The organism is Rhizobium indigoferae (assembly GCF_034554815.1).
GTDB lineage: Bacteria > Pseudomonadota > Alphaproteobacteria > Rhizobiales > Rhizobiaceae > Rhizobium > Rhizobium leguminosarum.
In genome coordinates this window covers 4,338,007-4,357,185 of sequence record NZ_CP140635.1, presented here as the reverse complement: position 1 = coordinate 4,357,185, position 19,179 = coordinate 4,338,007, and the positions used below count along the sequence as shown (strand labels likewise).

Below are 19,179 nucleotides of genomic sequence, written 5' to 3'. Positions count from 1 at the left end.
AACCGCTTCGCACTTTTCCTTGAGTTGCTCAGCATGGCGAGAAATTGCATTTCGCAGTCGCAAGAGAAATTGAACTTTCTGTAACAAGAAGTTAAGAATTTTCTTCGCGGGTGCAGCATTGCCCGCGCCTGAACGTCTGAGGAGACCGTTTTGCCCATTTCCAAGATTCTCGTTGCCAATCGCTCCGAAATTGCCATTCGCGTGTTCCGCGCGGCCAACGAGCTTGGAATAAAAACCGTGGCGATCTGGGCGGAAGAGGACAAGCTGGCGCTGCACCGGTTCAAGGCGGACGAGAGCTACCAGGTCGGTCGCGGCCCGCATCTTTCCAAGGACATGGGTCCGATCGAGAGTTATCTGTCGATCGAGGAGGTGATCCGCGTCGCGAAACTCTCCGGCGCCGATGCCATCCATCCCGGCTACGGCCTGCTGTCGGAAAGCCCCGAATTTGTCGATGCCTGCAACAAGGCCGGCATCATCTTCATTGGCCCGAAGGCCGATACGATGCGCCAGCTCGGCAACAAGGTCGCGGCGCGCAACCTGGCGATTTCGGTCGGCGTCCCTGTAGTCCCGGCCACCGGGCCCCTGCCGGAGGACATGGCCGAAGTGGCGAAGATGGCGGAAGAAATCGGCTACCCCGTCATGCTGAAGGCTTCCTGGGGTGGCGGCGGGCGCGGCATGCGCGCGATCCGCGATCCAAAGGATCTTGCCCGCGAGGTCACGGAAGCCAAACGCGAGGCGATGGCCGCCTTCGGCAAGGACGAGGTCTATCTGGAAAAGCTCGTCGAGCGCGCCCGCCATGTCGAAAGCCAGGTTCTCGGCGATACGCACGGCAATGTCGTGCATCTCTTCGAGCGTGACTGCTCGATCCAGCGCCGCAACCAGAAAGTCGTCGAGCGCGCGCCGGCACCCTATCTCTCGGAGGCGCAGCGCCAGGAACTCGCCGCCTATTCGTTGAAGATCGCCGCCGCGACCAATTATATCGGCGCCGGTACCGTCGAGTATCTGATGGATGCCGATACCGGGAAATTCTATTTCATCGAAGTTAATCCGCGCATCCAGGTCGAGCATACCGTGACCGAAGTCGTCACCGGCATCGACATCGTCAAGGCGCAGATCCACATCCTCGACGGCTTTGCGATCGGCACGGCGGAATCCGGCGTGCCGCTCCAGGAGGATATCCGCCTCAACGGCCATGCGCTGCAGTGCCGCATCACGACGGAGGATCCGGAGCATAATTTCATTCCGGATTACGGCCGCATCACCGCCTATCGCTCAGCATCCGGTTTCGGCATCCGCCTCGATGGCGGCACCTCCTATTCGGGCGCCATCATCACCCGTTTTTATGATCCCCTTCTCGTCAAGGTCACGGCATGGGCGCCCAATCCGTCCGAAGCCATCGCCCGCATGGATCGTGCGTTGCGCGAATTCCGTATTCGCGGCGTGGCCACCAACCTGACCTTCCTCGAAGCGATCATCGGCCATCCGAAATTCCGGGATAACAGCTACACGACACGCTTCATCGACACGACGCCGGAGCTCTTCCAGCAGGTGAAGCGCCAGGATCGCGCCACGAAGCTCCTGACCTATCTCGCCGACGTCACCGTCAATGGCCATCCCGAGGCCAAGGACAGGCCGAAGCCGTTGGAAAATGCTGCCGAGCCGGTGGTTCCCTACGCCAACGGCAATACGGTCAAGGATGGCACGAAGCAGCTCCTCGACACGCTCGGCCCGAAGAAATTCGGCGAATGGATGCGCAACGAGAAGCGCGTGCTTTTGACCGACACGACGATGCGCGACGGCCACCAGTCGCTGCTCGCCACCCGCATGCGCACCTATGACATCGCCCGCATCGCCGGCACCTATGCACATGCGCTGCCAGGGCTTTTGTCGCTCGAATGCTGGGGCGGAGCGACCTTCGACGTCTCGATGCGCTTTCTGACCGAGGACCCGTGGGAGCGCCTGGCGCTGATCCGCGAGGGCGCGCCGAACCTTCTGCTGCAGATGCTGTTGCGCGGCGCCAACGGCGTCGGCTACACCAATTATCCCGACAATGTCGTCAAATATTTCGTCCGCCAGGCGGCCAGGGGCGGTATCGATCTCTTCCGCGTGTTCGATTGTCTGAATTGGGTCGAGAACATGCGCGTCTCGATGGATGCCATTGCCGAGGAGAACAAGCTCTGCGAGGCGGCGATCTGCTATACCGGCGATATCCTGAACTCGGCCCGTCCGAAATACGATCTGAAATACTATACCGATCTTGCGGTCGAGCTCGAGAAGGCGGGCGCGCATATCATTGCGCTCAAGGATATGGCAGGTCTCCTCAAGCCTGCGGCTGCGAAGGTTCTGTTCAAGGCACTGCGCGAGGCGACCAGCCTGCCGATCCATTTCCACACGCATGATACATCGGGTATTGCAGCCGCAACCGTTCTTGCCGCTGTCGATGCCGGCGTCGATGCCGTCGATGCAGCCATGGATGCGCTTTCCGGCAATACCTCGCAGCCCTGTCTCGGTTCGATCGTCGAGGCGTTGCGCGGTACGGAGCGTGATCCGGGCCTCGATCCGGAATGGATCCGCCGTATCTCCTTCTATTGGGAAGCGGCGCGTAACCAATACGCCGCCTTCGAAAGCGATCTGAAGGGACCAGCATCCGAAGTCTATCTGCACGAAATGCCGGGTGGCCAGTTCACCAACCTCAAGGAACAGGCCCGCTCGCTCGGCCTCGAAACCCGCTGGCATCAGGTGGCGCAGGCCTATGCCGACGCCAACCAGATGTTCGGCGATATCGTCAAGGTGACACCGTCTTCCAAGGTCGTCGGCGACATGGCGCTGATGATGGTGTCCCAGGACCTGACGGTTGCCGACGTCGTCAGCCCCGAGAAGGAAGTCTCCTTCCCGGAATCGGTGGTCTCGATGCTGAAGGGCGATCTCGGTCAGCCGCCTTCAGGATGGCCCGAGGCGCTGCAGAAGAAGGCGCTGAAGGGCGACAAGCCCTATACCGTGCGTCCCGGCTCGCTGCTCAAGGAGGCCGATCTCGATGCGGAGCGTAAAGTCATCGAGACGAAGCTCGAGCGCGAGATCAGCGACTTCGAATTCGCTTCTTACCTGATGTATCCGAAGGTCTTCACCGACTTCGCGCTCGCCTCCGATACCTACGGCCCGGTCTCGGTGCTGCCGACACCCGCCTATTTCTACGGTCTCAAGGACGGCGAGGAACTGTTTGCCGATATCGAGCGCGGCAAAACGCTCGTCATCGTCAATCAGGCGATGAGCGCCACCGACAGCCAGGGCATGGTGACCATCTTCTTCGAGCTCAACGGCCAGCCGCGCCGTATCAAGGTGCCGGACCGGGCGCATGGGGCGACGGGTGCGGCCGTCCGCCGCAAGGCCGAGCCGGGCAATGCCGTTCATGTCGGCGCGCCGATGCCGGGTGTCATCAGCCGTGTCTTCGTCTCACCCGGCCAGGCCGTCAATGCCGGCGACGTGCTCGTCTCGATCGAGGCGATGAAGATGGAAACGGCGCTGCATGCGGAAAAGGACGGCACCATTTCCGAGGTGCTGGTGCGGGCCGGCGACCAGATCGACGCCAAGGACCTGCTCGTCGTTTACGCAGGTTGAATGGCTGCCGTCCTCGCAAAGACGCCCATCAGCCGACTTTGCGAGCCGGCTCCATTCACTCGATTGTGTACGATCGGCCTGTCAAAAAGTTGATTTTTCGAATGTCCGCAGCCTTCGCGCCTTGCCCGGCGCGGAGGCTTTCTCATAGACTTGCACTCTTACCACCTGCCCCTAAGACCCATCAGGAAATCATCTCCATGAGCAAATTGAAGATTGCCGTCATCGTCGGCAGCACGCGTATTGGCCGTTTTGCCGAGCATCCGGCCAAGTGGATTGCAGCTATCGCCGCCGAGCGCCAGGACATCGAGGTCGAGGTTCTCGACCTGCTCGACTACCCCATGCATTTTTTCGGTGAGCAGCGTGCGACGACCGCTGAAAGCGAAACGGCAGAGCGCTGGAAAAAGAAGCTGCGTGAATTCGACGGCTTCATTTTCACCGCTGCCGAGTACAATCACGCTCCGACGGCGGTTCTGAAGAACGCCATCGACCTCGGCGAGTTCATCCAGAAGCCGGTCGGTTTCGTCGGTTACGGCGGCGTCGGCGGCGCACGTGCGGTCGAGCATCTTCGCCTGATCTTCGTGGAAATGGGTGCGGCGTCGGTGAAAACGGGCGTGCATATCGCGCTTGGCGAATATCTCGGCGTCCTCAAGGAAGGCAAGAGCCTCAGCGACTACGCGCATCTCAACGAAGCGGCGAAGAACCAGCTCGACCAGCTCACCTGGTGGGGCAATGCGCTGAAGGCGGCGCGCTCGGTCGTCACGGCCTCCTGATTGGAGTTCCACCAATGCCGGGATGTTCGCATCCCGGCATTAGATCCGGATGATTTTAGGCCAGGTTGGCCTAAAATCTGAATCCGGATCTAAATCAAAGAAATAGAGCATGATGTCGTCCGAAAACCGCTCACACTTTTCGGCATCATGCTCTAGCTCAGATATCGTAAGTATGGGCGGCGTTGATCGTCGAAATGAAACGTTTGGTGCGTTCGCGCTCCGGCGCACTGAAGATCGCTCTGGCGCTGCCCGTTTCGACGACGCTCCCGGCTTCCAGGAAAACCACGTCATTGGCGATCTTCGAGGCGAGTCGGAGATCGTGGGTCGCCATCACCATCGTCGTGCCTTCGCTGGCAAGTTGGCCCAGCACATCGACCACTTCGGCCGAAAGCTCGGGATCGAGGGCGGATGTCGGCTCGTCACAGAGAAGCACGCGCGGCGACGGCGCCAGTGCGCGGGCGATCGCGACGCGCTGCTGCTGGCCGCCCGACAGTGTCGAAGGCCAGGCATCGGCCTTATGGGTCATGCCGACCTTGGTCAGCAATTCCATCGCACGCTCGCGGGCCTTTTCCCTCGGCCATCTCAATACCGTCACCAGGCCTTCCATGACATTCTCGATCGCGGTCTGATGCGGGAAGAGCTGGAAATTCTGGAAGACCATGCCGGTCTGGCGGCGGATCTTCTGGATCGCCGGCCAGCTCGTTCGTTTGCCCGGTGCGAAGGCCAGCCTTTCCTCTCCGAGGCGGATGGAGCCGGCGGTCGGAATTTCGAGCAGGTTGATGCAGCGCAGAAGCGTGCTCTTGCCGCCGCCCGAAGGCCCGACCAGCGCGGTGACGCTGCCTTCGGGGATGCGGATACTGATATCCTTGAGGATGACCGCGTCGCCGAAGCGCTTTTCGATATTGGAAAGCTCTATCATGCGTTTGCCTCCAGCATGCCGCCATAACGCGCGAAGCGGCGTTCCAGCCGCACCTGCAGCTGCGAGAGGACGGAGCTCAGGACGAGATAGATCAGCGCCGCCTCAATATAGAGGATCAACGGCTCATAGGTGGTGGCGACGATGCGCTGCGCCGCCTGGAAGAGCTCGGGCACGGTGATGGCGGCGGCAAGCGATGTATCCTTGACCAGCGAGATGAAGGTGTTCGACAAAGGCGGCACGGCGACGCGGGCTGCCTGCGGCAGGATGGTGCGGCTCATCGCCTGGCGCCAGCTCATGCCGATCGAATAGGCGGCTTCCCACTGGCCCTTCGGTACTGAGGAAATGACGGCGCGGATGATCTCGGAGCTATAGGCGCCGATATTCAGCGTGAAGCCGATGAGGGCGGCTGGAAAGGCATCGAGCAGGATGCCGAGGCTCGGCAGGCCGTAGAAGATGACGAAGAGCTGCACGAGCAGCGGCGTGCCGCGGATGACCCAGACGTAGAAGCGTGCGATGGCCGAAAGCGGCATCGGCCCGAAGAGCCGGCCGATTGCGGTGGCGAGCCCGAGGGCCAGGCCGAAGACGAAGGATAACAGGGTCAGCGGAATGGTGAAGATCAGCCCCGCCCACAGGAGCGAGGGCAGTGATTCCGCCATCAGTTGGAGCCAGTGCGCCAAGGGAGTTCTCTCTCGTCGGTTGGGTCGTGATACTCGAAATACCCCTCCCCAACCCCTCCCCACAAGGGGGAGGGACTTATCTAGGTGTCGCCTCGCAAGAAATAGCGACCGAGCGGCAGGTCGAAACGATTATTTGGAGATGAGGCGGTCCGCCCGCTAAGCCCCTCCCCCTTGTGGGGAGGGGTTGGGGAGGGGACTTTTCTTCAGTTCAAATTACTTGGAAACGTCCTGGCCGAAATACTTGTCGGCGATCTTCTTATAAGTGCCGTCGGCCTTGATGTCGGCAAGCGCCTTGTTGATTTCGGCGAGAAGCTCCGGCTCGTTCTTGCGGATGATGACGCCGGAGTAATCGGCATTTTCCTGCTCGGCGACGATCTTCACAGGCGCGTCCGGCTTGTGCTTCTTGAAATCGAGGAAGGAGAGACTGTCGTTGATCGTGGCGTCGGCGCGCTTGGTCAATACGAGCTGGATCGATTGATCGAAACCGTCGGTGCCGACGAGCTCGGCGCCGGCTTCGGTTGCGAGCTTGCCGAAGTTGCTGGTCAGCGACTGGGCGGCTTTTTTGCCCTTCAGATCGGCGAAGGATTTGATGCTGTCGTCGCCGTCGCGGGCGATCAGCACCGCCTTGGAGGCGATATAGGGCTCGGAGAAATCATACTTCTGCTTGCGGGTTTCGGTGATGCCGACCTGGTTGATGACGGTGTCGTAGCGCTTGGCGTCGAGGCCGGCGATCAGGCCGTCCCACTTGCCTTCGACGAACTCGGCTTTGACGCCGAGCTTGGCGGCGATCGCTTCGCCGATCTCGACGTCGAAGCCGACGAGCTTGCCGCTTTCGTCATGATAGGTGAAGGGCGCATAGGTGCCTTCGGTACCGATCTTGAAGACGCCGGCCGATTTGATGGCGGCGAGGTTTTCACCGGCATGGGCAGGCAGGAGGACTGCAGCCTGAATGAGGGCGGCGGCAGCGGCGGTTTTCAACCAGTTCATTGGTTCATCCATCCTTGGGAGGTGTTTCGGATGGGGATAGTTGGCAGAAAATCATGGCGCCGGAAGCGTAGAAAACTGCGAATAAAAGCAGCAACTGCAAATATTTTTCTCAAACGGCCGCTCGAACCGAGAATCCTGCAGAAACAGGCATCAGGCGGTGATGCGGCGGCGCAGTTTTTCGCTGACGATGATGATCAATCCGGCGCCGAGGATCATCGCTGCGCCGACAACCACATTGGGCGTGGGGATGTCGGCCCAGATCAGATAACCCAACAGGAAGGCCCAGACGAGAGATGTATATTCGAATGGCGCAAGCACGGAGACGGGCGCCTGACGCATGCCTTCGAAAAGGGCGAACTGCGCGCAGCCGGCAACGACGCCGGTGGCAATGAGGAGCGCGAACTGCGTCATGTCGGGGGTCTGCCATGTCCAGATCACGGCAATGCCGGTCATGGCAAGAAAAAAGACGTTGGAAACGGTGAGCTGGATAATGGTCTTCTCGTGCAGCGAGGTCTTGCGCAGCAGCACCATGGCAGAGGCCCAGAGCACGGCCGCCTGCAGCGCCAGATAGACCGGCCAGGAGATGGTGAGGCCGATCGGATTGCAGGCGATAAGGACGCCGACGAAACCGACGCCGACGGCCAGCCAACGTGTCGGCGTGACCTTCTCCTTCAGGATGAGCCAAGCAAGTAAGGTGCCGACGACAGGGGCGGCGTAATAAAGCGTGGTCACTTCGGCAAGCTGCAGGCGGCTTGCGGCGGAATAATAGGAAAGCCAGGCGCAGAGCAGAAGGATACTGCGGGCGATCATCGGCTTGATGATCGGCGATGTCATCGTCTGATGGACGAGCTTGCCGCGGCCATAGGCAAGACAACCGACGAGGATGGTAAGACTGCGGAAAAACAGGATCTGCCAGACGGGAATGCTGGAAGCCAGGATCTTGATGATCGCGTCATGGAAGGTGAACGCCATATAGGCGACGGTCGTGAGCAGGATGCCCAGGCTGACGGAGTTTTTCACGGGGGAACGCACCAGGTGGCGGATATGCCGGCGGGAATCGGGAATGACCAATCGATATTCCCGCCTCTCGGACCGGTCAATAGGGCTTATTCCTTCCGGTAGTGGAGCTTTATTTCCAAACGTCAGAAAACGTGTAACCGTGCATATTGCCTGCATGATCGTAAGCGTTTATGCACGTTTTTAATTTGTAAGCTACGAACTCGGTAGGAACATGCAGGATTTTCTGTTGCGAGAGCGCCAAGGCGTGATTTCCGAGAGGCTGCGGCTCAATGGCCGCGTACTGGCGACGGAGCTTGCGCTCGAATTCGGCGTCTCCGAGGATACGGTGCGGCGGGACCTGCGCGAGATGGCAGCGGCAGGGCTCTGCGAGCGGGTCTATGGCGGTGCATTGCCGGTCTCGCCGGCGCATGGAAGCCTGACGCAGCGTATCGGCTTTGCCGCAGACCGGAAACAGGCGCTGGCGCGCGCTGCGGCAAAGCAGATTGCCGCCGGCTCGACCGTGTTCTTCGACGCTGGCAGCACCAATCTGGCGATTGCCAACGCATTTCCGGCCGAACTTGCACTGACGGCTGCGACGAATGCGCCGGCGATTGCCGCAGCGCTGATCGACAAGCCGGCCGTCAACGTCATCCTGATCGGCGGAATGGTGGATCGACAGACGGGCGGTGCGCTCGGCGCCAAGGCGTTGCGGGATATGGAGCAGATTTCGCCAGATCTCTGCATTCTCGGCGCCTGCGGCGTCGATCTCGAGGCCGGTATCACGGTGTTCGGCTTCGAGGATGCGGAGTTCAAGCGGTTTGCGACGTCCAGGAGCAAGAGGGTGTTGGTGGCTGCAACCTCGGAGAAATTCGGCACTGCTGCCCCCCATAGCATCCTGCCAGTTGCGCATTGCGAATGCCTGGTCGTTGAGCACGATGCCGATCCGACCATTCTCGCCCGTTACCGTGAGCGCGGATGCAGGACTGTTCTCGCCGAGAAAACGAACTGAGGCCCCATCACAGAGTTTAGGGAAAGCGGGCGCGAGCAAGCCCGGCAATGAGGAAAGATCGGAAAATGGATACTCATGTGAGTAAGCCGGGAGCCCGGAGCGGCTTCGTTACCAGAAGCAGGGCGGCGGTTTCTCTGCTCTTTCTCATGAACGGTTTTGTCGTCGGCTGCTGGGCGCCGAAGATCCCCGATTTTGCCGAGCGTCTGGCGCTGACGAAGTTCGAGCTTGGGCTGATGATCCTCGTCTTCGGCGTCGGCTCGCTGGTCATGATGCCGCTCGCCGGTGCGCAGATCGCCAAACACGGCTCGCGTGTCGTCGTCCAGATACTGGCTCTTTGCGTGTTGCCGTTGCTTCTGGCATTGACGCTCGCGCCAAATGTGCTCACCGGGGCAATCTCGCTCTTCCTGTTCGGCGGCTTCATCGGCGCAATGGACGTGGCGATGAATGCCAATGCGGTGTCGGTCGAGAAATCCATGCGCCGCGCCATCATGTCGTCCTGCCACGCTTTCTGGAGCCTTGGCGGACTGATCGGTTCCGGTCTCGGCGGCATCGTGATCTCCAAGCTCGGCATTCTCGGCCATGCGCAACTGGCGACGTTGCTGGCGGCAATCTTCGTTGCCGTCGCCTGGCCGATGGTCCTTGCGGATCCGCCGCATCCCGACACCAAGAAGGAAAAGACGAAGTTGCCGATGGTGCCGCTGCCGTGGCTGCTCGGATTGATGGCGCTGTTCAGCATGGTGCCGGAAGGTGCGGTTCTGGACTGGGGTGCGCTTTATCTTCGGCAGGAAATGGATGCATCCGTGGCACTTTCCGGCCTTGGTTTCGCAGCCTTTTCGGCGACCATGGCAATCATGCGCTTTGCCGGCGACCTGGTGCGCGACCGTCTGGGCGGCGTCAAGACGCTGCGCATCTGCACGCTGTTTGCCATTGTCGGCATGCTGCTTGCAGGCCTGGCGCCCAATGCCGAGCTTGCCATCCTGGGCTTTGCTTTTTGCGGTATCGGCATTTCCAACATGGTGCCGATCGCCTTCTCGGCGGCGGGCAACATACCCGGTCTCAAGCCCGGCATCGCCATCTCGGTGGTCACGACCATGGGGTATTCCGGCATGCTGGTTGCGCCATCGTTGATCGGCTTCGTCGCCGAGCATATCGGCTTTGCCGTCGTTTTCATGGCGCTGCCGGTGCTGCTGCTCGTCGTTCTCCTGCTCTCCAAGCTGGCCCACTATGCCGATGGGACCTCCGGAGGCGGTCACTGAGCCGCCTCCCAACAAAAGTGATATCAGGGGCGGTTGACAAGCAGCCGGCCTTGATCCACCTGAAAAGCACTGTTTATAGGGGTGCAAGAACTCTTCATGTCTTCAGCCGCCGATTTTGATCCGAAACCGCGCCGCGCTTCCGTTGCCGTCGATGTCGGCGGTGTCATCGTTGGCGGCGGGGCGCCGGTCGTCGTGCAATCCATGACGAATACCGATACGGCCGATATCGATTCGACCGTCGCGCAGGTCGCCGCTCTGTTCCGCGCAGGCTCGGAATTGGTGCGTATCACCGTCGACCGCGACGAGAGTGCGGCCGCCGTGCCGAAGATCCGCGAGCGGCTGCTGCGCCTCGGCATGGACGTGCCCTTGATCGGCGACTTCCATTATATCGGCCACAAGCTGCTCGCCGATCATCCTGATTGTGCCGCGGCGCTGGCGAAATACCGCATCAACCCCGGCAATGTCGGCTTCAAGGACAAGAAGGACAAGCAGTTCGCCGAGATTATCGAGATGGCGATCCGCTATGACAAGCCGGTGCGCATCGGCGTGAATTGGGGTTCGCTCGACCAGGATCTGCTGACGGCGCTGATGGACCAGAATGCCGAAGCCGGATCGCCGCTTTCGGCCCGGCAGGTGACACGCGAGGCGATCGTGCAGTCGGCGCTGCTTTCTGCAGCCCTCGCCGAAGAGATCGGCCTGCCGCGCAACCGCATCATCCTGTCGGCCAAGGTCAGCCAGGTGCAGGACCTGATCGCCGTCAATTCCATGCTGGCCGAACGCTCCAATCATGCGCTGCATCTCGGCCTGACCGAAGCCGGCATGGGCACCAAGGGCATCGTCGCCTCGTCGGCGGCGATGGGCTTCGTGCTGCAGCAGGGCATCGGCGATACGATCCGCGTGTCGTTGACGCCCGAGCCGAACGGCGACCGCACACGCGAAGTCCAGGTGGCGCAGGAAATCCTGCAGGTCATGGGCTTCCGCCAGTTCATACCCGTCGTTGCGGCCTGTCCGGGCTGTGGACGCACGACGTCGACGGTATTCCAGGAGCTTGCCCAGAACATCCAGAACGACATCCGCAAGAACATGCCGGTCTGGCGCGAAAAATATCCTGGCGTCGAGGCGCTGAACGTCGCCGTCATGGGCTGCATCGTCAACGGGCCGGGCGAAAGCAAACATGCCGATATCGGCATTTCGCTTCCCGGCACCGGCGAGACGCCGGCGGCCCCGGTCTTCATCGACGGGCGGAAGGCGCTGACGCTGCGCGGTCCCAATATCGCCGCCGACTTCGAGGCGCTGGTTGTCGACTATATCGAGAAACGGTTCGGTCAGCGGACGGCTGCGGAATGAGCGCCCACAAGTTCGGATGAGCCAGTACTGGTCGCCAATCGTCAGCGCCTGCTATACTGTGTCGGGGCGATCGAGGTGCCGGTCGACGGCAGGTTCCAGGTCCGGCTGGCGGATTACGACAGGCCATGCGGCGCAATCATCATCCCCAATCCGAATGCGCCGACGGGATCGGCCTGCCGCTAGCCGGCATCGAGGCACTTCTTGCCGCCCATCCGGATGCAGTCGTCGTCATGGACGAGGCCTATATCGATTTCGGCGGTAAAAGCGCCATCCCGCTGATATCCACGCATCCCAATCTGCTTGTCATTCAGACCCTGTCGAAATCCCGTTCGCCTGCAGGTCTGCGCGTCGGCTTCGCGCCGGGACAGCGGCCGCTGTTCGAGGCGCTGGAGCGGGTCAAGGACAGTTTCAATTCCTATCCGCTCGATCGTCTGGCGCAGCTCGCCGCGACGGCGGCGATCAAGGATGAGGCGTGGTTCCAGACATGCCGGAGGAAAATCATCGCCAGCCGGGAAAGCCTCGTCTCCGAACTCGAAACGCTGCACTTCTAGGTCCTGCCGTCCCAGGCCAATTTCGTTTTTGCCAGGCACGAGAGACAATCGGGTGTAGCGCTTCAAGCCGGCTTGCGGGAGCGGAACATTCTCGTCCGGCATTTCGCCAAGCCACGTATTTCGGATTTCCTGCGCATCAGCATTGGCGCGGACGAGGAGTGCGCGCGCCTGGTTTCCGCTCTCAAGGACATGCTGGCGGCCTGAGCAGCCCACCGATTTCCTCAGCTTTCGGCCATGGCGCCGGCAAGCAAGGTCTTTGCGGTCCAGCGCAGAACCTTCTCCGCTTCCTTGGGCTCCAGCTCGCAGATGTCACGCATCACCACCAGTGCCTCTATGCCAACCGCCAGCGACAGTGCGTGGACGAGGCGCTGAAAATTCTTCGGCGGCATGGTTGCCTGCAGCGGTGACATCGCCTCTTTCAGCCATGCGATGCGGCGGCCACCGCGGCGGACCTGCGCTTGGCCGACAGCCGAGCTGCCGAGAAGCGCGCGAAAGACGCCCTCATTGTCGATGACCATCTTGAAGATCTGCGAGACCAGGTCGTCGAGCCGATGGCCGACCTCCGCATCGCCCATGTCGTTCCGCGCTGGCGGGATCTTGATCACATCCGCAACGCCATCGAGGACCGCCTCGCGGATGATTTCATCCGGCGTCGAGAAATATCGGTAGGCCGTCGCTCGCGAAATGCCAGCGAGATCGGCCACTTCGGCGACCGAGGGGTGGCCGCCTTTCTCTATGATCTCACGCGCGGCACGCAGCAACTCGACACGCGTGCGACGCTTTTGATTGACCCTCTCGAATCTTTTTTCTTGACTGTCCATTCATGCCTCGTTATGAGATTGATGTCTCATTAAGAGTTAAGTGTATCACAATCAAATCAAGGCACAAGTCGATGAATTCCGCTCCCCTTTCCGGCCGGTCCGACGCCGCTGCGCCGATGACCGTCCATTTTCTTGGCAATATCGTCACCTTTCGTGCCCGCTACGCGGATACCAAAGGCAGCTTCACCGTCATCGAAGCCTATACGGCTCCGAACGCCGGCCCGCCGCCGCACACGCAGACGGATCAGGAAGCCTTTCTCATCCTCGAAGGCCGTTACGAGATCGTCGTCGGCGACGAGACCAAGCATTGCGGCCCCGGCGATTTCGTCCACGTCTCTCCGGGCACGCTGCATTCCTTCCGGAATATTGCCGAGACGCCCTCGAGGCTGCTTTTGATCAATTTCCCCGGCGATCTGCATGAGGAGTTCTTCATGGCGATCGGCGAGCCGGTCGCACCCGGCACGACAGCCTTTCCGCCGATGAGCGCGCCCGACGTTCCGAAGATCGTCGCGACGGCCGCCCGTTTCGGCATCGACATTCCGCCGCCGCCGCAGGCGTGAGCCCGCGGCCCCGGGGAGCAAGCGCTGCGACGCCGATCCCAATCCTTTCGACTATCGAGGAATCAACAATGAGAATGCATCATGTCGATCGCCTGCTGGCATCGAGCAGCTTTCGGATCTTTGCCGGCATTTGCTGACGCTGGTCTTCTGGTCGAGCGGGCTTGCGAAGCTCTTCGACTTCCCGACCGCGATCGCAGAGATGGAGCACTACGGCCTTGCGCCTGCTGCGCCGACTGCGATTGCCGTCATATTCGTGCAGCTAGCCGGCTCCGCCCTTGTCATCTCCGGTCGGCATATCTGGCTCGGGGCGGGCGCTCTCGGCGTCTTTACCGTGCTGACGATCCCGATCGCGCACGCCTTCTGGTCGATGAGCGGCCAAGCCGCCTTTCTCGAGATGCTGTTTGCGATCGAGCATCTGAGCGTCGTCGGCGGTCTGATGATCGTTGCGATCCTGGGGCGGCGAACCGCTGCGGTTCAGGCGCCTGTTTTAGCCGGCGCCTGAACGATCGGATCATCGGCGTCGGGGAACAGTCAAAGCTCCCCAACGCCGGAGGCGGGCCTGGGGATGTCAGCTCTTCCGGTCGGCGATGAAATGCGCCGCGGCGGTGAGGATCGAGGCGCGAGGGCCGTAGGGGGCAAGCAGCGCCTCGGCATCGCGGACATGCTCACGGAGCTGGGCTTCGGCCCATTCCATGCCGCGAAGAGCTATAAGTGTTCCCTTGCCGCGGGCCGCATCCTTGCCGGTTGCCTTGCCCATGGTCGCGATGTCCGAGGTCAGGTCGAGAATGTCGTCTGCAAGCTGGAAGGCAAGACCGATCTTTTCGCCGAAGGCGCGCAGGCGGCGGCGATCTTCCGGCGGGCTTGCCGAGATGACGGCGCCGGCTTCACAGGCGAAGCGGATCAGCGCACCGGTTTTCATCGCCTGCAGGCGGATGATGCCGGCTTCGTCGGGGGCCTGGTTTTCTGCCGCGAGATCGAGCGCCTGGCCGCCGGCCATGCCGCCGAGCCCGGCTGCGCGGGCAAGGGCCAGCACCAGCGATGCCTTGCTGGTATCGGGAAGGGTCGTTTCCGGCGCAGCGATGATGTCGAAGGCGTAGGTCAGCAGGCTGTCGCCTGCGAGGATTGCCGTCGCTTCGTCGAACTTGATGTGTACCGTCGGTTTGCCGCGGCGCAGGTCGTCATCGTCCATGGCCGGCAGGTCGTCATGCACGAGGGAATAGCAGTGAACGCATTCAAGGGCGGCGCCGACGCGAAGTGCCGCCTCTGCGTCGCCGCCGAGAAGAGCTGCACTTTCGACGACGAGAAACGGGCGCAGCCGCTTGCCGCCGTTCAGCACGGCATAATGCATGGCATCGCGCAGCGTCTCGGGCCTGGCGATTTCATCGGAAAGGCTGCTCGGCGAGAGCAATAGGTCGAGCAGCGCCTCGATCTCGTGGGCGTTGTTCTTCAGCCTCGTCTCGAAAGTGTCCCGGTTCGCGTCCATGGGCGCTGTTTGGCATGAGCGCCCACGGGCTTGCAACGGAATTGTCGATGGCGGCAGCAAGATTCGCCACGCACTCTGGCATAAGCTCTGCACAGGCGTTATGAGAACGACAGGAGCGAAATCGGACTTGGGGACATTGGATATAGCGCCAGAGAGAGAGGACAGCGTCGACATGCCGGCTCGTCGGCGATGGTTCGAAGACCGGCGTGTGTTGAAACGCATTGTTCTTGCCGTGCTGATCTTGCTGATCCTTCCCTATGCACTGATCTTTTTCTATCTGCTGCCCTTCATTCACCCCGTCTCGACGCTGATGCTGCGCGATCTCGTGCTGCTGCGTGGTTACGACAGGCAATGGGTGTCGCTTGATGACATCGCCCCGGTTGTGGTGCAGTCGGTGATGATGTCGGAGGACGGGCAATATTGCTTTCACGGTGGCGTCGACTGGGCGGAAATGCGCATGCTGGTCGAGGATACGCTGAAAGGTCAGGCGACACGCGGCGGCAGTACCATTCCGATGCAGACGGCGAAGAACCTCTTCCTCTGGAACAGCCGCTCCTTCGTGCGCAAAGCGCTGGAACTTCCGCTCGCGGTGACCACGGATTTCGTCCTGTCGAAACGGCGGTTGATGGAAATCTATCTCAACATTGCTGAATGGGGTCCCGGCATCTACGGCATCGAGGCCGCGGCCCAGCATCATTTCAAGGTGCCGGCCTCGAAGCTGACGCGGCGCCAGGCATCGCTGCTTGCCGTCTCGCTGCCGAACCCGATCGACCGCAATGCCGGCAAGCCTGGACGAGGCCTTCGCCGGCTGGCCGGCGTCATCGAGAGACGCGCACAAGGTTCAGGCGACTACATCAGGTGCATCTATGATTGACATCAGAACTTGTCGTTAGAGCAGGATGTCGTCCGAAAACCGCTCACACTTTTCGGCATCATGCTCTAGAAGCGGCAAGTGTCATCTGACATTCTTGGTTCTGCCATATGGGCGAATGCAGTCCAACCAGAGCCCCCGAGTCGCCCATGACCACCACGACGTTTTCGCCCGAACTCCTCCTTTATTCGAAGAGGCATAATCCGACCCCGCCCGTCCATCTCGGCAGCCGCTATCGCAAGGTCGGCGGCTTTCTGCCGGAAGCCGGCAACACCATCGTCTGCCATCTCGAGAAGGGCTCGCAGACGCAGACGGCGCTGATCGAGGCGCGTGAGAAATATCTGGCGATGCCCGAGGCCCCGCAGTTCCTCTTCACGCCGATATCAAGCATTCACATGACGCTTTTCGAAGGTGTCATCGAGACCAGGCGCCGGCAGGATTCCTGGCCGGGCGACCTCCCACTCGATACGCCGATCGAAGACATGACCGCGCTGATGGCGGCCAGGCTCGAAGGTTTCTCGATGTTCGATCCCTTCAAGGTCGCCATCGTCGACGCTCGCCCATCGGGCCTGCTCGTCGACGGGGCGACGGAGAACGACCGCAGGGTCATGCGCGCCTGGCGCAATGCGCTGGCTGATCTTCTGGGCTATCGCCAGCCGAGCCATGAGGAATACAAGTTCCACATGACCTTTGCCTATGCGATCGAACGGCTGGAGGATGAAGCCTTGCCGCGCTGGCAGGCGATGCTCGATGAGGTGGCCGACGATATCCGCCGCAAGGCCCCTGTTCTCGAGCTGACCCCGCCGGCATTCTGCGTGTTCGAGGATATGAACCATTTCCACGAATTGCTGATTTTCGATTTCGAAGCCTGAACGGGAGAGGCCCATGGATAAACCGACGCTGTACATTGCCAACAAGAACTACTCTTCCTGGTCGTTCCGGCCCTGGATGGCGCTGACGGGCGCCGGCGTCGATTTCGAGGAAGTCCTGATCCCCTTCGACTATCCTGGTGGCAATCCCAATATCAAGGCGATTTCGCCGACCGGGCGGGTGCCGATCCTGCAGCACGGCGCATTGAAGATCTGGGAATCGCTGGCGATCATCGAGTATGTCGCCGAGCTTTATCCGGACGCCGGCCTTCTGCCGAGGGATCGTGCCGAGCGGGCGCTCGCCCGTTCGGTTTCGATGGAAATGCTCTCGAGCTTCCGGGCGCTGCGTAGCGCCTGCCCGATGAATATCCGCCGGCCGAAGGGCAAGATCGCGCTGCCGGATGGTGTCGACGCCGATATCAGCCGCATCGAGACGATCTGGCGCGACCTGCTGCAGCAATCCGGCGGACCATTTCTGTTTGGCGCGTTCAGCGGGGCGGATGCGATGTTTGCGCCTGTCGTCAACCGGTTCGACATCTACGATCTCGTCAGCCGAAACGATATCCTGGCCTATATGGAGACCATGAAGGCGCATCCGGCCTGGCGGAAATGGGAAGAGGCGGCCCGCGCCGAGCCTTGGATCGTGCCGGAAGACGAAGTCTGAGCCTGGAATCATCGGCTTCGCAAAAAATACGTATGGGGACTGGTCAAGGCCACCCCTTGCATGTATAAGCGCGCCAAATTCCGAAATCGCGACATGTCCGTTTCGGCCGCCAGTCTGGCCGTGGGAATGTTTTGCCCGCAAGTGGAGTAAGTGAAATGGCTGTACCGAAGAGAAAAACAAGCCCGTCCAAGCGCGGTATGCGCCGTTCGGCAGACGCACTGAAGGCTCCGACCTACGTCGAAGACAAGAATTCCGGCGAATTGCGCCGCCCGCATCATATCGACCTGAAGACCGGCATGTATCGCGGCCGCCAGGTCCTGACGCCGAAGGAAAGCGCATAATTTCCCGATCCGGCTTGTCCGATCGAAGTTTCAAGGCCGGCGTCATGCCGGCCTTTTGCATTTCGACAATATAATATTTGCAATGACTTGCAGTCAGACAACGGTTTGCGGCAGTATTCTTCTTGCGCGCTACTGTGCCGCGCGTCTTTTCAGACGCCAAGGACGCTGTAGCACTTTGAAGCTACGCATCATGCTTTCCGAAAATCGCATCCGATTTTCGGAAAGCATGATGCGCTGGGAGATTGCCGATGATAGCCGCCATGCCCCTGATGATTATCCCGTTTATTCTTTACAATCTGGCGATGCTGGGCCTGATGGGCGATGGCGGCATTCCGGCACTGCAGCATGATATCATCGTGCTGTCGATGATCTCGGGCGCGATCTGGAGCATGGCGCTCGGCGATCTTTTCATCGTCATCGCACTTGTCGTGCTGTTCTTCGAAATTCTCAAAGCGACCAGAACCGGTCCCGGCAATCTCGTCAACCACATGTTGTCGATGCTGGTCTTCATCGCCTTCCTGGTCGAGTTTTTGCTCGTCCGGGATGCTGCGACGCAGGTATTCTTCATTTTGATGACGATCGCTCTGATCGATGTCATCGGCGGTTTTGCCGTGTCGATCCGAAGCGCCGGGCGGGATGTCTCGATCGGACTATAGGTTGTCGAGCTTGTTCTGAAGGGCGCGGAGCTGTTCCTTCAGCTCGTCGATATCCTTGGCCTCGGCCTTGCGGCTTTCCTTGGCAGGCGGCGTCATGAAGGGCGAGAACATCTGCATCGCCTGCTGAAACAGCTCGGTGTTGCGGCGAACATGGTCCTCGACCATCTGCATCGGCAACTGCAGGTTCTTGCCGAGCGGCGTTTCGCCGAAAGCGCGGGTCACCTGCTCGCGCATCTGGGCTTGTTGTTCGGTGAAGGAGCGCATCGAATGTTCGAGAAAGCTCGGCACGACCATCTGCATCTGGTCGCCGTAATAGGTGATGAGCTGGCGCAGGAAGGAGATGGGGAGCAGTGTGTTTCCGGTCTTTGATTCCTGTTCGAAGATGATCTGGGTCAGCACCGAATGGGTGATGTCATCTCCGCTTTTTGCATCTTGTACGGTAAATTCTTCGCCCTTCTTCACCATCTCCGCCAGGTCTTCCAGCGTCACGTAAGTGCTGGTGCCCGTGTTGTATAGGCGGCGATTGGCGTATTTCTTGATAACAATCTGACCCTCATGCTTCGCCATATCAGTCTCCTGAACCCCCGTCTGATTTATGGATATTCCTCCAGTTGAGACTGTAAACGCAAAAGAAGGCCGGTGACAATCTCTTTGTGCGATGCGGCAAACCTTTCACAGAGCAGATGAATCGGGCTTTCGCGGGCTGCTGCCGAAAAATGACGGCAGCCGGTCTTCGCGTTTGACTTGTGCTCCAAGCTTTGCCAGTTTCCACTTATGTAAGTGA

General features: G+C 60.6%; 19 protein-coding genes and 1 pseudogene. 13 read left to right on the top strand and 7 right to left on the bottom strand.

From position 1 onward, the window contains the following. The first annotated feature begins 150 nt into the window (after positions 1–150). Positions 151–3,615 carry a pyruvate carboxylase gene (pyc, locus tag U5G49_RS21450; RefSeq protein ID WP_193444559.1) on the top strand — a complete coding sequence of 1,155 codons (3,465 nt, stop codon included), beginning with the start codon at positions 151–153 and terminating at the stop codon, positions 3,613–3,615. A gap of 197 nt (positions 3,616–3,812) precedes the next feature. Further along, the gene (locus U5G49_RS21445; protein ID WP_130653291.1) at positions 3,813–4,385 is read left to right on the top strand and encodes an NADPH-dependent FMN reductase; all 573 of its coding nucleotides are present in this window, start codon (positions 3,813–3,815) and stop codon (positions 4,383–4,385) included. 157 nt (positions 4,386–4,542) lie between these two features. Here the strand turns inward: U5G49_RS21445 and U5G49_RS21440 are convergent, their stop codons facing one another. From U5G49_RS21440 to U5G49_RS21425, 4 genes are all read right to left on the bottom strand, one after another. Beyond that, entirely contained in the window at positions 4,543–5,304 is a 762-nt protein-coding gene (locus tag U5G49_RS21440; RefSeq protein WP_018244074.1) for an amino acid ABC transporter ATP-binding protein, read from the bottom strand. Then, positions 5,301–5,981 (bottom strand): amino acid ABC transporter permease, encoded by a 681-nt coding sequence (locus U5G49_RS21435; protein ID WP_193444560.1) that lies wholly within the window; start codon positions 5,979–5,981, stop codon positions 5,301–5,303. Before U5G49_RS21435 ends, U5G49_RS21440 begins: the two co-directional genes overlap by 4 nt. A 213-nt stretch (positions 5,982–6,194) precedes the next feature. Beyond that, positions 6,195–6,968, bottom strand: a complete 774-nt coding sequence (locus U5G49_RS21430; RefSeq protein WP_018244072.1) for an amino acid ABC transporter substrate-binding protein — start codon at positions 6,966–6,968, stop codon at positions 6,195–6,197. 150 nt (positions 6,969–7,118) lie between these two features. Then, positions 7,119–7,988: a DMT family transporter gene (locus tag U5G49_RS21425; RefSeq protein ID WP_193444561.1), complete on the bottom strand. Its 870-nt coding sequence runs from the start codon at positions 7,986–7,988 to the stop codon at positions 7,119–7,121. A gap of 211 nt (positions 7,989–8,199) precedes the next feature. Here U5G49_RS21425 and U5G49_RS21420 point away from each other — a divergent pair, with 211 nt between their 5' ends. The 4 genes and pseudogenes from U5G49_RS21420 to U5G49_RS21405 all read left to right on the top strand — a co-directional run. After that, positions 8,200–8,976: a DeoR/GlpR family DNA-binding transcription regulator gene (locus U5G49_RS21420; RefSeq protein ID WP_193444562.1), complete on the top strand. Its 777-nt coding sequence runs from the start codon at positions 8,200–8,202 to the stop codon at positions 8,974–8,976. Between the two features lie 65 nt (positions 8,977–9,041). Next, on the top strand, positions 9,042–10,232 hold the full coding sequence (locus tag U5G49_RS21415) for an MFS transporter (RefSeq protein WP_028733595.1): 1,191 nt from the start codon (positions 9,042–9,044) through the stop codon (positions 10,230–10,232). Between the two features lie 96 nt (positions 10,233–10,328). Then, on the top strand, positions 10,329–11,579 hold the full coding sequence (gene ispG, locus U5G49_RS21410; RefSeq protein ID WP_018244068.1) for a flavodoxin-dependent (E)-4-hydroxy-3-methylbut-2-enyl-diphosphate synthase: 1,251 nt from the start codon (positions 10,329–10,331) through the stop codon (positions 11,577–11,579). Between the two features lie 48 nt (positions 11,580–11,627). Continuing rightward, positions 11,628–12,334: pseudogene (locus U5G49_RS21405) on the top strand (pyridoxal phosphate-dependent aminotransferase); the annotation flags it as partial. 17 nt (positions 12,335–12,351) lie between these two features. Here the strand turns inward: U5G49_RS21405 and U5G49_RS21400 are convergent. Continuing rightward, a complete protein-coding gene (locus U5G49_RS21400; RefSeq protein ID WP_112905535.1) occupies positions 12,352–12,951 on the bottom strand; it encodes a TetR/AcrR family transcriptional regulator in 600 nt (199 codons plus the stop codon). A gap of 71 nt (positions 12,952–13,022) precedes the next feature. On the opposite strand from U5G49_RS21400, the gene U5G49_RS21395 reads away from it, so the two are divergent. Both U5G49_RS21395 and U5G49_RS21390 read left to right on the top strand, forming a co-directional pair. Then, positions 13,023–13,511, top strand: a complete 489-nt coding sequence (locus U5G49_RS21395; RefSeq protein ID WP_193444563.1) for a cupin domain-containing protein — start codon at positions 13,023–13,025, stop codon at positions 13,509–13,511. A gap of 130 nt (positions 13,512–13,641) precedes the next feature. Next, on the top strand, positions 13,642–14,013 hold the full coding sequence (locus U5G49_RS21390; protein WP_246288976.1) for a DoxX family protein: 372 nt from the start codon (positions 13,642–13,644) through the stop codon (positions 14,011–14,013). Between the two features lie 66 nt (positions 14,014–14,079). Here the strand turns inward: U5G49_RS21390 and U5G49_RS21385 are convergent, their stop codons facing one another. After that, the gene (locus U5G49_RS21385) at positions 14,080–14,994 is read right to left on the bottom strand and encodes a polyprenyl synthetase family protein (protein WP_193444564.1); all 915 of its coding nucleotides are present in this window, start codon (positions 14,992–14,994) and stop codon (positions 14,080–14,082) included. A gap of 136 nt (positions 14,995–15,130) precedes the next feature. Between U5G49_RS21385 and mtgA the strand changes: the two genes are divergently transcribed. The 5 genes from mtgA (at position 15,131) to U5G49_RS21360 (ending at position 18,395) form a co-directional block, all read left to right on the top strand. Next, the gene (gene mtgA / locus U5G49_RS21380; protein ID WP_018244063.1) at positions 15,131–15,868 is read left to right on the top strand and encodes a monofunctional biosynthetic peptidoglycan transglycosylase; all 738 of its coding nucleotides are present in this window, start codon (positions 15,131–15,133) and stop codon (positions 15,866–15,868) included. 146 nt (positions 15,869–16,014) lie between these two features. Next, a complete protein-coding gene (locus U5G49_RS21375; protein WP_018244062.1) occupies positions 16,015–16,737 on the top strand; it encodes a DUF1868 domain-containing protein in 723 nt (240 codons plus the stop codon). Between the two features lie 13 nt (positions 16,738–16,750). Next, complete coding sequence (locus U5G49_RS21370; RefSeq protein ID WP_018244061.1) at positions 16,751–17,398, top strand: glutathione S-transferase family protein; 648 nt, start codon at positions 16,751–16,753, stop codon at positions 17,396–17,398. A gap of 155 nt (positions 17,399–17,553) precedes the next feature. Next, the gene (gene rpmF / locus U5G49_RS21365; protein ID WP_003543812.1) at positions 17,554–17,739 is read left to right on the top strand and encodes a 50S ribosomal protein L32; all 186 of its coding nucleotides are present in this window, start codon (positions 17,554–17,556) and stop codon (positions 17,737–17,739) included. A 248-nt stretch (positions 17,740–17,987) separates the two neighbouring features. Then, complete coding sequence (locus U5G49_RS21360) at positions 17,988–18,395, top strand: hypothetical protein (protein WP_003543801.1); 408 nt, start codon at positions 17,988–17,990, stop codon at positions 18,393–18,395. Here U5G49_RS21360 and phaR read toward each other — a convergent pair. Continuing rightward, entirely contained in the window at positions 18,390–18,962 is a 573-nt protein-coding gene (gene phaR / locus U5G49_RS21355; RefSeq protein ID WP_003543798.1) for a polyhydroxyalkanoate synthesis repressor PhaR, read from the bottom strand. The two genes, U5G49_RS21360 and phaR, sit on opposite strands and share 6 nt — an antisense overlap. Between the last annotated feature and the right edge of the window lie 217 nt (positions 18,963–19,179).

What these genes read in the sequence shown, in the direction of transcription:
- U5G49_RS21445 (WP_130653291.1), top strand. Translation starts at nt 3,813, where the DNA reads ATGAGCAAATTGAAGATTGCCGTCATCGTCGGCAGCACGCGTATTGGC.
- U5G49_RS21440 (WP_018244074.1), bottom strand. Translation starts at nt 5,304, where the DNA reads ATGATAGAGCTTTCCAATATCGAAAAGCGCTTCGGCGACGCGGTCATC.
- U5G49_RS21430 (WP_018244072.1), bottom strand. Translation starts at nt 6,968, where the DNA reads ATGAACTGGTTGAAAACCGCCGCTGCCGCCGCCCTCATTCAGGCTGCA.
- U5G49_RS21420 (WP_193444562.1), top strand. Translation starts at nt 8,200, where the DNA reads ATGCAGGATTTTCTGTTGCGAGAGCGCCAAGGCGTGATTTCCGAGAGG.
- U5G49_RS21415 (WP_028733595.1), top strand. Translation starts at nt 9,042, where the DNA reads ATGGATACTCATGTGAGTAAGCCGGGAGCCCGGAGCGGCTTCGTTACC.
- ispG (WP_018244068.1), top strand. Translation starts at nt 10,329, where the DNA reads ATGTCTTCAGCCGCCGATTTTGATCCGAAACCGCGCCGCGCTTCCGTT.
- U5G49_RS21400 (WP_112905535.1), bottom strand. Translation starts at nt 12,951, where the DNA reads ATGGACAGTCAAGAAAAAAGATTCGAGAGGGTCAATCAAAAGCGTCGC.
- U5G49_RS21395 (WP_193444563.1), top strand. Translation starts at nt 13,023, where the DNA reads ATGAATTCCGCTCCCCTTTCCGGCCGGTCCGACGCCGCTGCGCCGATG.
- U5G49_RS21385 (WP_193444564.1), bottom strand. Translation starts at nt 14,994, where the DNA reads ATGGACGCGAACCGGGACACTTTCGAGACGAGGCTGAAGAACAACGCC.
- U5G49_RS21375 (WP_018244062.1), top strand. Translation starts at nt 16,015, where the DNA reads ATGACCACCACGACGTTTTCGCCCGAACTCCTCCTTTATTCGAAGAGG.
- U5G49_RS21370 (WP_018244061.1), top strand. Translation starts at nt 16,751, where the DNA reads ATGGATAAACCGACGCTGTACATTGCCAACAAGAACTACTCTTCCTGG.
- rpmF (WP_003543812.1), top strand. Translation starts at nt 17,554, where the DNA reads ATGGCTGTACCGAAGAGAAAAACAAGCCCGTCCAAGCGCGGTATGCGC.
- U5G49_RS21360 (WP_003543801.1), top strand. Translation starts at nt 17,988, where the DNA reads ATGATAGCCGCCATGCCCCTGATGATTATCCCGTTTATTCTTTACAAT.
- phaR (WP_003543798.1), bottom strand. Translation starts at nt 18,962, where the DNA reads ATGGCGAAGCATGAGGGTCAGATTGTTATCAAGAAATACGCCAATCGC.